The sequence below is a fragment of the Fuscibacter oryzae genome (assembly GCF_016765795.1).
Lineage (GTDB): Bacteria > Pseudomonadota > Alphaproteobacteria > Rhodobacterales > Rhodobacteraceae > Fuscibacter > Fuscibacter oryzae.
In genome coordinates, this window is record NZ_JAESVP010000001.1 from 46,008 (window position 1) to 58,809 (window position 12,802).

Consider the following 12,802-nt stretch of genomic DNA (forward strand, 5'->3'; position numbering starts at 1 on the left):
CGGGCCGGGGCCGATGTGCAAAATGAAAAAGGGCCAACCGGGCGGTTAGCCCGATTGACCCTTGCTGGATTTGGTCAGACGCCGCCGAAGCGGCGGTCAGATCAGTAGTAGCCAGCCTGACGGCACTGTGCCGCAGGCAGCGAGCAGGATGCAGCGCCCGCAAGGCCGCCGATGACGGCACCGGTAAGGGCGTTGTTGTCGGTTGCATCGGCAACGACGGCGCCCGCAGCCGCACCGGCCAGACCGCGCGACGCGGGGTCTTGCATGCAGCCGGCGACCGGCATGGTGAGAAGAGCGATGAAGAGGATGGTTTTCCGCATGGGAGGCTGCCTCGATTGGTTATGGTTATTGCGCTGGATTCTACCCTATCCGGCGCGAATGCAAACCCAAAAAACCGCGAGGTCGATGCATCGGCAAGCCCCCGCCGGACGGCCCCGGCGGCGCAATCCCTGTTGCAGAAAAATGGCCCGACCCACAGGGGGCCAGGCCAAGGGGAAGGGAAAGGGTAACAGTCACGGCAAGCGGGGGTGGTAGGATCGCTCCCCCGCACCACAAGGTCACCATGGCCCATGGCCCGAGTCGCCGCAAAGCCCGTTTCGCCCTGCCCCCAAAGGGCGGCGAAGTCCTGCCGGAACGGTTGGGCCTTGCGCGGAAACATGCCTAGTCGTCTCCCTCGTCATCCCAGTCGTCAAAGCTGACGGCGGGGGCATCCGGGGCGAACACCTCTGGAAACGCGGCTTCGGCGCGCTTCAGGTCGATGCGCAGCAGCGCCTCATACGAGGCTGGATCAAACGGGTCTTCGGCGGGCACAACCTCGCGCCCGAACAGCCACGACAGCCGCCCGGCATCCAGATTGCCGCGCTCGAACGGTTCTTCACCAAAGGCGGCCCACAGGGCAGCCATAAAAGCGCTGTCCGCCTTTTTGTCTACAGATTTGCGATCTTTGAACCGTTCACGACGGATGATCTTGGTGGCGCCTTCCTTGACGTTGGCGCGACGGATCGTGAACTGGAAATCGGTGCCGGTAAGACGGCTGGGGATTCCGCGATGCTTCAGCATGGCCACTCCTTCGGCGAAGGGCGGCCGCAGGCGACGGGGCGCGGTTGCGACGCGCCCCGCGCTGTCGTGTTACTTGTACTTGCCGGTGTAGGTCGGCTCGGTCGAAACCGCAGGAGCGGGCTCAACAGGAGCGGGCTTTTTGGCGCAAGCTGCGACGGTGGCAAGGGCCAGCATGGCGATGAGGGCAGTGTTCCGCATATCAACCTCCAGTATGAATCGGTGCGAGTGGCGGCACCATATGTGGGGAGGCCGAAAAGGGCAAACGGGTATCCACCCGATTGGCCCTGCATTGCCGATGGGTCGGCCATGCAAAGAATAAGGGCGGGCCGGGGCTGAACAGCCCCTTTGGCCCGCCCCGAAGTGTTACTTGTACTTGCCGGTGTAGGTCGGCTCGGTGGTGACGGCCGCCGGTTCGGTGTAGACAACTTCTTCTTTTTTGGCGCAGGCCGCGACGAAAGCAACGGCGCACAGAGCCAGGATGATCTTGGTGCTCGACATTCTTTTCTCCTGTTTTCTTGGAGGGTGGCTGCCCACCCCCTGTACGAAGCATAGGCCGCGTTAAGGCGGCCTGCCTCAACAATAGCCGACAAAGCCCCGCCTTGACACGAAAATCCGGGATTTGTCCGCGATTGTGGCAGGAAGGCATCACCTTCGCGGCAAGAAGCTGTACAGATGTGCATATCGGCCCGCGCCATCAGAACGCCTCCCAGATGCACTGGCCGTCTTCCAGACGATAAGCCTCAAAGAACTGGGTCGCTTCCTCATCGGCCTGACCGAAGGGAATGTCGCGGTCGGCCAGCGAAATGATCACCTGCTGCGGCGCAGGCCCCAGCGTTGAAATCCGTTCAATCGCGAAGTTTTGACACAGCCACAGCATATCCGCCGAGGCTGCCTCAAAATTCACCGTTCCACCGCTCCGCGCGATCTGGGGCGCCAGAAACCGGAACCGCGCCGCCAGCCCATCCGGCCCCGGCACGTTCCACAGCACCTCTTGCAGCGTCACGGCCTGCCCCGACGGCACGGCCACCTGCTGCCCGTTACCGGGCAACACCTCGCCGCCCTCGGCGGTGATCGGCACGGGTCCGGTCATGCCCGCCCCCTTCTGATCGCGGTTCGCCACATCATCCCTCTCCTCTTTTGGGTGTCAGAGGGGGATATTGTCGTGTTTCTTCCACGGATTGGACAGCTTTTTACCCCGCAAAGAAGCAAAAGCCCGCGCCACGCGCCGCCGGGTCGAGCGGGGCTGGATCACCTCGTCGATAAAGCCCTTTTCCGCCGCCACGAACGGGTTGGCGAAACGGTCTTCGTATTCCTTGGTCAGACGGGCGATTTCCTCGGGCGATTTGCCACGATGGATGATCTCGGTCGCCCCCTTGGCCCCCATCACGGCAATTTCCGCCGTGGGCCAGGCATAGTTGAAATCGCCGCGCAGGTGCTTTGACGCCATCACGTCATAGGCCCCGCCATAGGCCTTGCGGGTGATCACCGTCACCTTCGGCACCGTCGCCTCGCCATAGGCGAACAGCAGTTTCGCGCCATGCTTGATCACGCCACCATATTCTTGGCCTGTGCCCGGCAGAAAGCCCGGCACATCGACAAAGGTCAGGATCGGAATTTCAAACGCATCGCAAAACCGCACGAACCGCGCGGCCTTGCGGCTGCTGTCGATGTCCAGACAGCCCGCCAGCACCATCGGCTGGTTGGCCACAACGCCCACGGTCTGCCCCTCGACCCGGACAAAGCCGATGATGATGTTGCCCGCGTAATCCTTTTGCACCTCGAAGAAATCGCCCTCATCGGCGATCTTCAGGATCAGCTCTTTCATGTCATAGGGCTGATTGGGATTATCGGGGATCAGCGTATCCAGGCTGGATTCCACCCGCGCCGGATCGTCAAAGAACGGACGCACCGGAGCTTTTTCGCGGTTGTTCAGCGGCAGGAAGTCGAACAGGCGGCGAATCTCGGCCAGCGCCTCGACATCGTTTTCAAAGGCGCCATCGGCAACCGAGGATTTTTTGGTATGGGTCGAGGCGCCGCCCAGCTCTTCAGCCGTCACCACCTCATTCGTCACGGTTTTCACCACATCGGGGCCGGTGACGAACATATAGCTGCTGTCCTTCACCATATAGATGAAGTCGGTCATCGCAGGCGAATAGACCGCGCCCCCCGCGCAAGGCCCCATGATCACGCTGATTTGCGGCACCACGCCAGAGGCCATGATGTTGCGCTGAAACACCTCGGCATAGCCGGCCAGCGAGGCGACGCCTTCTTGAATCCGCGCCCCACCGGAATCGTTCAACCCGATCACCGGCGCGCCGTTCTGCATCGCCATATCCATGATCTTGCAGATCTTTTGCGCATGGGTTTCCGACAGTGACCCACCGAAGACGGTGAAATCCTGCGAAAAGACATAGACCATGCGGCCGTTGATCGTGCCCCAGCCGGTCACCACGCCATCGCCTGCGGGCCGGTCCGCCTCCATTCCAAAGTCGGTGCAGCGATGGGCGACGAACATGTCGAACTCTTCAAAGCTGCCTTCGTCCAACAGCAGGTCGATCCGCTCGCGCGCGGTCAGCTTGCCCTTGGAATGCTGCGCATCGATCCGGCGTTGCCCGCCCCCCGCGCGTGCGGTGTTCCGGCGGTCCTCAAGCTGTTGCAGGATGTCCTTCATGGCGGCCCCCTCCCATGGATGCGGCGGGACCATAGGGGCACGCAGGCTGCAAACAAAGTGGAATCCCGCAACTTTGCAAATAATTGGCAGTGATATGATTGCAAATTGAATACATGCAAATTCACCTGTATTCCCAATTCCCCCGCCGCGCGCTATGTCGAAAGCAACCCAACAGGAGCGCGCAATGCCTGCAATTCCCGTACCCGTCCTGACCATCGGCCTCTTGCTGGCCTCGAATATCTTCATGACCTTCGCCTGGTATGGCCACCTGAAGTTCAAGACCGCACCCCTGCTGACGGCCATTCTGGTAAGCTGGGGCATCGCGTTTTTTGAATACCTGTTGCAGGTGCCTGCCAACCGCATCGGCTATGGCCATTTCAACGCGGCCCAGTTGAAGACCATACAAGAGGTCATCACCCTTTCCGTTTTCGCCGTCTTCTCCTGGCTTTACCTGAAAGAACCCATGTCGTGGAACCATCTGGTCGGCTTTGCCTTCATCGCCGCCGGGGCGTTTTTCATCTTTCACAAGTGGGCTTGACGTGCGGCCTTTGCAAAGCCCATCGTGACTTTGCAAAGGGGACACCATGGCAACGCAGAAACTTTACGCGGGGGCAAAGCTGCGCGAATTGCGCGGGCGGCTTGGCCTGACCCAGCGGGTCTTTTCCGACAAGTTGGGCGTGTCCCTGCCCTATCTGAACCAGATGGAGAACAACCACCGCCCGGTCTCGGCCGGGGTGGTTCTGGCTTTGGCACAAGAGTTCGGGCTGGATGTCACCGAACTGACCGTGGGCGAAGGCGAACGCTTGGTCAGCGACATGAGAGAGGCGCTGGCCGACCCGGTGTTCGCCAAGGCCGCCCCCCCGCTGGCCGACCTGCGGCTGGCGGCGTCAAACGCCCCTGCCCTGGCCCGCGCGTTCCTTGATCTGCACCGCGCCTATCGCCAAACCCATGAAAGACTGGCCTCGTTGGATGAGGCTTTGGGCCGCGAAGACGCCTCCCTGCGGTCGTCCCCATGGGAAGAGGTGCGCGACTTCTTTCACTATTGCGACAATTACGTCGATGCCATCGACCGGGCCGCCGAACATTTCATATCCAGCGCAGGCCCCGGAAAAGACCCGCTTTTCACCGCTGCCGACGCCTTGCGCAAGCGGGGGGTGGATGTGCAGTTTTCCGATACCGGCCCCCTGCGTGCCTTTAACGCCGCGCAAAAGCGGCTGGACCTGTCGGCCCGCGCCGCAGCCCCCACCCAACGCTTTCAACTGCTCTATCAGGTCGCGCTGCAAACCCAGAATGAGCTGCTGGAGGCGACGCTGGATCTGGCCCGTTTCGCCACGCCAGAGGCGCGCGACATCGCCAAGATCGGCCTGGCAAATTACTTCGCAGGCGCCGCGCTGATGCCCTATCGCGCCTTTCTGGAGGCCGCCCAAGCCACCCGCCACGATCTGGAACGGCTGTCCGATATGTTCGGCGCCAGTATCGAACAGGTCGCCCACCGCCTTTCCACCCTGCAACGGCCTGGCGCAAAGGGGGTACCGTTCTTCTTCGTGCGCGTCGATCAGGCGGGCACGATAACCAAGCGGCATTCGGCGACCCGCCTGCAATTCGCGCGCTTTGGCGGCGCTTGCCCGCTCTGGAACGTGCATCGCGCCTTTGAAACGCCGGGACAGTTCCTGCGGCAACTGGCCGAAACCCCTGATGGCGTTCGGTATTTCTGCCTGTCGCGCGATGTGACCAAGCCGGGGGGCGCTTTCCTTGCGCCCGTACGCCGCTATGCCATCGGCCTTGGGTGTGAGGTGACGCATGCCCCCAGCCTGGTTTATGCCGACGGGCTGGACCTGAAAGGGCGGTTCGAGCCGATCGGCATTTCCTGCCGGATCTGCGAGCGGCGAGACTGCCACCAAAGGTCGGTCCCGCCGCTGGAGCGTCGGCTGAAGGTCGACCCCGACAGGCGCGGCCTTCTACCCTATGATATTGCAGATTAGGCGCCTGCGCGCCGGGGCCGATTAGGCGGTTTCGCGCAGCATCCGGGCGATTTCATCCTTGATATGGCTGCGCTTCTTGCGCAGGTCGGCTTCTTCCGCCTCTGACAGCAGGTCGATCCGGGTTTCGGCGCGGTGAACCTTGTCATTCACCGTGTCATAGTCGGCCAAAAGCCGTGCGAAATGCCCGTTCGACACCTTCAACGCGCTGATCTTTTCAGCTTCGTTCGGAAATTCGGCGTGCAGGGTATGGGGCGTGTTCGACATAGGCGTCTCCTTCTTTGCCCATCCACCCTATCCCCGCACCGACAGGCCGACTTTGATGCGGATCAACTCATCGCTCACCAATCACCGCTGACTGGTGCGCCAGTTCGGGTTCATCACCGGTTCCAGATTCGATTTCGGCAGCTTGCGCCCCAGAATATGATCCGCCGCCTTTTCGCCCGTCATGATCGACGGCCCGTTCAGGTTGCCATTTGTCACCTGCGGGAAGATCGAGCTGTCGGCCACCCGCAACCCCTCAACCCCGATCACCCTGCATTCCGGGTCAACCACTGCCATCGGATCATCGGCGCGCCCCATACGGCAGGTGCCACAAGGGTGATAGGCGCTCTCCACATGTTCTTGCAGAAATGCGTCAAGTTCGGCGTCAGTTTGCGCAGCCAAGCCCGGCTGAATTTCACTTTTCACATATGGCTGCATCGCGGGCTGGCCAAACACCTCTCGCGTAAGGCGGATGCAGCGGCGGAATTCGTCCCAGTCATCGGGATGCGACATATAATTGAACAGAATGCGCGGCGCATCCGCCGGATCGGCCGACCGTAGGGTAACGGCCCCGCGCGATTTCGACCGCATTGGACCGACATGCACCTGAAACCCGTGCCCCCCCGCCGCCGCCTTGCCATCATAGCGCACGGCGATGGGCAGAAAGTGGTATTCGATGTCGGGATAGTCGATTCCCTCGCGCGTGCGGATAAAGGCGCAAGCCTCGAACTGGTTACTGGCACCAAGCCCGGTCTTGGTGAACAGCCACTGCGCCCCGATGATCCCCTTGCCCCAGAGGTTCCAGTATTTATACAAGGTCACCGGCTTGGCCGATTGATATTGCATATAAATTTCAAGGTGATCCTGCAAATTCTGCCCCACGCCGGGCCGATCTGCCACCAGCGGAATCCCCATTTCGGACAGATGTGCAGCAGGCCCAATGCCCGACAGCATCAACAGTTTGGGCGAGTTGATGGACGAGGCCGCCACGATCACCTCTGCCCCGGCGCGGATCACCTCAACCTTGTCACCGCGCGACACCTCGACCCCGACGGCACGACCGTTTTCGATCACAATCTTGCGGGCAAAGGCGCGGACAAGTTGCACATTGCCCTGTTTCAGCGCCGGGCGCAGATAGGCGTTGGCGGCGGACCAACGACGGCCCTTCCAGATCGTCGCCTCCATCGCGCCAAAGCCTTCCTGCGCGGCGCCATTATAGTCGGCAGTCGTCGGGTAACCGGCCTGCTGACCGGCCTTGATGAAGGCGTTGAACAAGGGGTTCTTGCGCGGCCCGCGGGTGATGTGCAGCGGGCCATCGGTGCCGCGCCATTCGGCATCGCCCTCGTCCCCGTGCCAGGTTTCCATCCGCTTGAAATAGGGCAGCACGTCCGCGAAAGACCAGCCCTGCGCGCCCATCTCTTCCCAGGTATCATAGTCGCGGGCATGACCGCGCACATAGACCATGCCGTTGATGCTGGAAGACCCGCCAATCACCTTGCCGCGTGGCGTGGCAAGGCGGCGGCCGCCCAAATAGGGTTCCGGTTCCGACTGAAACCCCCAGTCGTAGATGCCCATGTTCATCGGATAGGACAGCGCGGCCGGCATCTGGATGAACGGCCCGGCATCGGTGCCGCCCTGTTCGATCACCACCACGCGCTTGCCCGCCTGCCCCAGACGGTAGGCCATTGCCGACCCGGCCGACCCGGAACCGATGATCACATAATCTGCCGTCATGATCCAAACCGCCCGCAGCGGCCCTTCTTGCAAAGGGGCGAAAGCCCTTGTTTTCGTTCGTTTTCAGAAGGTATCAGTAGGGCGCGTCAACCGGGCCCATACCGACATAGACACTTTTTACCTGACTATAATGTTCCACCGCCGCATGGCCGTTTTCACGCCCTACGCCAGAGTGTTTCGACCCACCGAACGGCATTTCCACCGGGGTCAGGTTATAGGCGTTGATCCAGCAGGTGCCCGCCTGAAGGCCCGCAATCACCCGATGCGCGCGCGTCATGTCGGCGGTGAAGACCCCCGCCGCAAGGCCAAAGTCGGTTGCATTGGCGCGGGCCAGCACCTCGTCCTCATCGTCGAAATCAAGGACCGCCATCACCGGGCCAAAGATTTCCTCGCGGGCAATCGTCATGCCATCGGTCACATCGGCAAAGACGGTGGGCTGCACGAAAAAGCCGGTATTCAGGCTGGCCCGGTCGCCGCCCGTCACCAGCCGCGCGCCCTCGGCCTTGCCGGTTGCGATATAGCCCAGCACCTTGTCCAACTGACCCGACGAGACCAAAGGCCCCATCTGGGTCGCCTCGTCCAGCGGATCGCCCAAGCTGATCGCCTTGGTGCGGTCGGCCAGCCGGGCCAGAAACCGCTCCTTGATACCCTTTTGCACAAACACCCGGGTGCCGTTGCTGCACACCTGACCGGCGGAATAGAAATTCGCCATCATCGCGGCACCCACGGCATCCTCGACCGATGCGTCATCAAAGATGATCAGGGGCGATTTGCCTCCCAGTTCCATCGTGACATGGCGCATTCCGGCAGCCGCAGCGGTGTAAACCTTTTGCCCCGTCGGCACCGATCCGGTCAGCGATACCTTGTCCACCCGTGGGTCGGTCACCAGCGCACCGCCCACGGCCCCACGGCCTTGAACCACGTTGAACAGGCCCGCAGGCAGACCGGCTTCGATATAGATTTCAGCCAGTTGCAGGGCACCCAACGGCGTCACCTCGGACGGTTTGAACACCATCGCATTGCCCAGAGCCAGCGCCGGGGCGGACTTCCAGCAGGCGATCTGGCTGGGATAGTTCCACGCGCCGATACCCACACAAACGCCAAGAGGTTCGCGAATCGTATAGGCGAAATCGCGGCCAAGGGGGATGGTTTCGCCGGTAATCGAAGGGATAAGGCCCGCGAAATATTCCAGACAATCGGCCCCCGAGGGCCAGTCAGCGACCAAGGTTTCCTGAATCGGCTTGCCCGTATCCAGTGTTTCCAGACGGGCCAGCGCGGGATTACGGTCGCGGATGATGTCGGCAGCGCGGCGCAGAATGCGGGCACGCTCGACCGGGCGGGTCACGGCCCAGGCGGCTTGCGCGGCCTTTGCACTGGCCAGCGCGGCCTCGATCACCGCGGGCGTCGCTTCATGCACCACAGCGATCACCTCGCCCGTGGCGGGGTAAATCACCTCGATCGGCGCGCCAGCCGTATCTTCAACATAGGCGCCATTCACAAAATGGCTGGCTTTCGGCTGCGCCTTCATGCGCCTTTTCCCTTCAGTTCCGTGTTCAGATAATCCAGCACCACGGCCACAGCCGCCGCACTGTCCGGTGGCCCGGATTTCAGTACTTCGCGCAGGTAAACCCCGTCGATCAGCGCGCCCAGACCATCGGCCATCGCCCCGGCCCGGTTGCCCGCCAAGGGGCGCAACCCCGCCAGCAGGTTTGACCGCAGCCGCCGCTGATAAACCGCCAGCAGGCGCTTGGCCTCTGGCACGGTTTGCGCCAGAACCCAGAAATTCAGCCACGCCCCCACCGCCTCACGGCGAAAGTTGCCAGGGCTGAAACTGGCGCGCAGCACGGCGTGCAACCGCCCCTCGGGCCCTTCGGCGGTGGCCAAGGCCCCCCGCACCTCGGCGCCATAGAGCGTCAGCACATGGCGCATCGCGGCCAGAAACATCTCTTCCTTCGAGCCAAAGTAGTGATGGGCCAGCGCGCTGGACATGCCCGCCCGCTTGGCGATCTGGCTGACGGTCACGTCAAGCGAACCGGCCCGCCCGATCTCGACGATCGTGGCTTTGACCAGTGCCGCCTTTCGGATAGGCTCCATCCCAAGCTTCGGCATGTCGGAAAACCTGCAAAATACTTCTTGCTTTTTTCAACCTGTCCGAAGTTTATTGACTCGTCAATCAACAAAAAACAGGGAGCCCACCATGAAACTTCGTTCTGCGCTTCTGGCCAGCGCCGTCGCCTTTGCCTTTGCGGGCACCGCCCATGCCGAAGGCTGCGACAAAATCACCTTCTCGGATGTTGGCTGGACCGACATCACCGCCACCACGGCCGCCACGACGCTGGTGCTGGAAGCGCTTGGCTACACCACGGAAACCCAGGTGCTGGGCGTTCCGGTGACCTATGAGGGCCTGGCTTCGGGCGATATCGACGTGTTCCTGGGCAACTGGATGCCCACGATGGAATCGAACATCGCGCCCTACCGCGAAGCAAAAACCGTCGATACCGTGCGCGCTAACCTGGAAGGGGCCAAATACACGCTGGCCACCAATGCCAAGGGTGCCGAACTGGGCATCAAGGATTTCAAAGACATCGCCCCCCATGCCGCCGATCTGGAAAACCACATCTACGGCATCGAGGCCGGTAATGACGGCAACAAGCTGATCCTCGACATGATCGACAAGGACGCCTTTGGCCTGAAAGCCGCCGGGGTTGAACTGGTCGAAAGCAGCGAACAGGGCATGTTGGCCGAAGTGCAGCGCGCCGATGCGGGCGGCAAGCCGATCATCTTCCTTGGCTGGGAACCCCACCCGATGAACGCCAACTTCAAGATGACCTATCTGACCGGCGGCGATGACTTTTTCGGCCCGAACTTTGGCGGGGCGACGGTGTTCACCAACACCCGCGCGGGCTATGCCACCGAATGCGCCAACACCGGCAAGCTGTTGAACAACCTCGTCTTCTCGCTGCCGATGGAGAATGAGATCATGGGCGCCATCCTGAATGACGGCACCGACGCGCGTGAAGCCGCCAAGACCTGGCTGGCCGCGCACCCCGATGCCTGGAAGCCCTGGCTGGACGGCGTGACCACCAAGGATGGCGGCGATGCTGTCGCGGCGGTTGAAGCGGCGCTGAAGTAAGCCATTAAAAGGCCCCGACCCGCGTTCGGGGCCTTTTCATATCCAAAGGGGCGGCAGCATGGACTGGATGACGGCATACAAGATTCCCATCGGCGCATGGGCAAAGGTGATTTTCGACTGGATGAAGGCCAATCTGGGGCCGCTGTTCGATGCGATTTCAACGGTATTGGAGGGGCTGATCGCTGGCATCCTGTGGCTGTTGCAAGCCCCGCCCGCCCTTGTCGTGATTGCGGTGTTCATTGCGCTGACCTGGTATCTGCAACGCAACTGGAAGATCTGCCTCGGCATCTTCCTTGGATTCCTTTTCATTCTGAACCAAGGCTACTGGAAGGAAACCACCGAAAGCCTGACGCTGATCCTTGCAGCCTGCGTTGTCTGCATGGGCGTCGGCGTGCCGGTCGGCATTGCCGCCGCCCACCGCCCCCGTCTTTACGCGGCGATGAGCCCGGTTCTTGACCTGATGCAGACGCTGCCAACCTTTGTCTACCTGATCCCGGCCATCGTGTTCTTTGGCCTTGGCATGGTGCCCGGCCTGATCGCCACGGTGATCTTTGTTCTGCCGGCGCCGATTCGCCTGACGCAACTGGGTGTCTCGTCCACCCCGGTGGCCCTGGTCGAGGCTGCGACCGCCTTTGGCGCCACCCCCAGCCAAAAGCTGTGGAAGGTCGAACTGCCCTGGGCCTTGCCGCAGATCATGGCGGGCCTGAACCAGACCATCATGCTGTCGCTGTCGATGGTCGTCATCTCGGCCATGGTGGGGGCGAACGGCCTTGGCATCCCGGTGATGCGCGCCCTGCAATCGGTGAATGCCGCCAAGGGCTTTGAATCCGGCTTCGTCATCGTCGTCGTCGCCATCATTCTGGACCGCATGTTGCGCCGCGAGGTGAAGTGATGACCACGGCTGTCGAATTTGATCGTGTTTCCATCGTCTTTGGCGACAACCCCGACCGCGCCTTGCCCCTGATGGACCGCGGCCTGTCGCGGGGCGAGGTGCAGACCCAGACCGGCCAGATTCTGGGCGTGCATGACTGCGACCTCAAGGTGGCCGAGGGCGAGATTCTGGTGCTGATGGGGCTGTCCGGTTCGGGCAAATCCACCCTGTTGCGCGGCGTCAATGCCCTGAACCCCGTGGTGCGGGGCGAGGTGCGGGTGAACGACGGCAACAAGATGGTATCTGTCACCAAGGCCGACCCAGAAACCCTGCGCCGTTTGCGCCTTTCCCGCATCGCCATGGTGTTTCAGCAATTCGGCCTGCTGCCCTGGCGCACCGTGCGCGAGAATGTGGGCCTTGGGCTGGAACTGGCTGGCATGACGCCCGAGCAGCGCAAGCCCCTTGTGGACGAGCAACTGGAGCTGGTGAACCTGACGCCCGCCGCCGAACGCAAGGTCGGCGAGTTGTCGGGCGGCATGCAGCAGCGCGTGGGCCTTGCCCGCGCCTTTGTAACCAAAGCCCCGATCCTGTTGATGGATGAACCCTTTTCAGCGCTTGACCCGCTGATCCGCACCAAGTTGCAGGATGAATTGCTGGACCTGCAAGCCAAGCTGAAAAAGACCATCATCTTCGTCAGCCACGATCTGGACGAGGCGTTCAAGATCGGCAACCGCATCGCTTTGATGGAAGGGGGTCGCATCGTGCAATGCGGCACGGCGCGCGAAATCATCGCCAATCCGGTTTCAGACTATGTGGCTGATTTCGTGGCCCATATGAATCCCTTGGGCGTGCTGACCGCAGGCGATGTGATGTCGCGCGACACTGTTTCCGTCGATCGGGCAGTGGACACGGAAACCCCGGTCAAACTGGTGATGCAGATGCTGCGCGACGGCATCGATACGCTGGCGGTAACCGACGCGGGCCAGCAGATCGGCTCTATCCGGGCGACGGATCTGCTGGCGAAACTGCTGGACCCGCGCGGCGCGGCGTAAACAGCAGGCGGAAACGCCCCCCTCCCCCGCGTGGGGAGG

At 62.0% G+C, this 12,802-nt stretch carries 15 protein-coding genes; 5 read left to right on the top strand and 10 right to left on the bottom strand.

Annotated elements, in window-relative coordinates:
• Window positions 1-101: 101 nt before the first annotated feature.
• From JI744_RS00230 to JI744_RS00245, 6 genes are all read right to left on the bottom strand, one after another.
• Window positions 102-320 (bottom strand): hypothetical protein, encoded by a 219-nt coding sequence (locus JI744_RS00230; RefSeq protein WP_202657064.1) that lies wholly within the window; start codon window positions 318-320, stop codon window positions 102-104.
• Window positions 321-660: 340 nt separating this feature from the next.
• Window positions 661-1,059, bottom strand: coding sequence for a hypothetical protein (locus JI744_RS00235; RefSeq protein WP_202657066.1), 399 nt, complete (start codon window positions 1,057-1,059; stop codon window positions 661-663).
• A 69-nt stretch (window positions 1,060-1,128) separates the two neighbouring features.
• Entirely contained in the window at window positions 1,129-1,257 is a 129-nt protein-coding gene (locus tag JI744_RS19200) for a hypothetical protein (RefSeq protein WP_268885755.1), read from the bottom strand.
• 165 nt (window positions 1,258-1,422) lie between these two features.
• Window positions 1,423-1,557: a hypothetical protein gene (locus JI744_RS19205; RefSeq protein ID WP_268885756.1), complete on the bottom strand. Its 135-nt coding sequence runs from the start codon at window positions 1,555-1,557 to the stop codon at window positions 1,423-1,425.
• Between the two features lie 196 nt (window positions 1,558-1,753).
• A complete protein-coding gene (locus tag JI744_RS00240) occupies window positions 1,754-2,149 on the bottom strand; it encodes a DUF6497 family protein (RefSeq protein WP_236019182.1) in 396 nt (131 codons plus the stop codon).
• A 54-nt stretch (window positions 2,150-2,203) separates the two neighbouring features.
• Window positions 2,204-3,730: an acyl-CoA carboxylase subunit beta gene (locus tag JI744_RS00245; protein ID WP_202657068.1), complete on the bottom strand. Its 1,527-nt coding sequence runs from the start codon at window positions 3,728-3,730 to the stop codon at window positions 2,204-2,206.
• A 184-nt stretch (window positions 3,731-3,914) separates the two neighbouring features.
• Between JI744_RS00245 and JI744_RS00250 the strand changes: the two genes are divergently transcribed.
• Both JI744_RS00250 and JI744_RS00255 read left to right on the top strand, forming a co-directional pair.
• Window positions 3,915-4,268: a DMT family protein gene (locus JI744_RS00250; RefSeq protein WP_202657070.1), complete on the top strand. Its 354-nt coding sequence runs from the start codon at window positions 3,915-3,917 to the stop codon at window positions 4,266-4,268.
• A gap of 46 nt (window positions 4,269-4,314) precedes the next feature.
• Window positions 4,315-5,712: a helix-turn-helix domain-containing protein gene (locus JI744_RS00255; RefSeq protein ID WP_202657072.1), complete on the top strand. Its 1,398-nt coding sequence runs from the start codon at window positions 4,315-4,317 to the stop codon at window positions 5,710-5,712.
• Window positions 5,713-5,733: 21 nt separating this feature from the next.
• Here the strand turns inward: JI744_RS00255 and JI744_RS00260 are convergent, their stop codons facing one another.
• The 4 genes from JI744_RS00260 to betI all read right to left on the bottom strand — a co-directional run bounded on the left by JI744_RS00260 (window position 5,734) and on the right by betI (window position 9,816).
• Window positions 5,734-5,976: a YdcH family protein gene (locus JI744_RS00260; protein ID WP_202657074.1), complete on the bottom strand. Its 243-nt coding sequence runs from the start codon at window positions 5,974-5,976 to the stop codon at window positions 5,734-5,736.
• An 81-nt stretch (window positions 5,977-6,057) separates the two neighbouring features.
• Window positions 6,058-7,707, bottom strand: a complete 1,650-nt coding sequence (gene betA / locus JI744_RS00265; protein ID WP_202657078.1) for a choline dehydrogenase — start codon at window positions 7,705-7,707, stop codon at window positions 6,058-6,060.
• Between the two features lie 73 nt (window positions 7,708-7,780).
• A complete protein-coding gene (betB, locus tag JI744_RS00270) occupies window positions 7,781-9,235 on the bottom strand; it encodes a betaine-aldehyde dehydrogenase (protein ID WP_202657079.1) in 1,455 nt (484 codons plus the stop codon).
• Window positions 9,232-9,816 carry a choline-binding transcriptional repressor BetI gene (gene betI / locus JI744_RS00275; protein WP_202657080.1) on the bottom strand — a complete coding sequence of 195 codons (585 nt, stop codon included), beginning with the start codon at window positions 9,814-9,816 and terminating at the stop codon, window positions 9,232-9,234. The genes betB and betI overlap by 4 nt, the downstream gene beginning before the upstream one ends.
• Window positions 9,817-9,904: 88 nt before the next feature.
• Between betI and choX the strand changes: the two genes are divergently transcribed.
• From choX to choV, 3 genes are read left to right on the top strand one after another with little or no spacing between them, the layout of a single operon-like run.
• Window positions 9,905-10,840 carry a choline ABC transporter substrate-binding protein gene (gene choX / locus JI744_RS00280; RefSeq protein WP_202657082.1) on the top strand — a complete coding sequence of 312 codons (936 nt, stop codon included), beginning with the start codon at window positions 9,905-9,907 and terminating at the stop codon, window positions 10,838-10,840.
• A gap of 58 nt (window positions 10,841-10,898) precedes the next feature.
• Window positions 10,899-11,732 (top strand): choline ABC transporter permease subunit, encoded by an 834-nt coding sequence (gene choW / locus JI744_RS00285; RefSeq protein WP_202657085.1) that lies wholly within the window; start codon window positions 10,899-10,901, stop codon window positions 11,730-11,732.
• The gene (gene choV / locus JI744_RS00290) at window positions 11,732-12,763 is read left to right on the top strand and encodes a choline ABC transporter ATP-binding protein (protein WP_202657088.1); all 1,032 of its coding nucleotides are present in this window, start codon (window positions 11,732-11,734) and stop codon (window positions 12,761-12,763) included. Before choW ends, choV begins: the two co-directional genes overlap by 1 nt.
• Window positions 12,764-12,802: the final 39 nt, after the last annotated feature.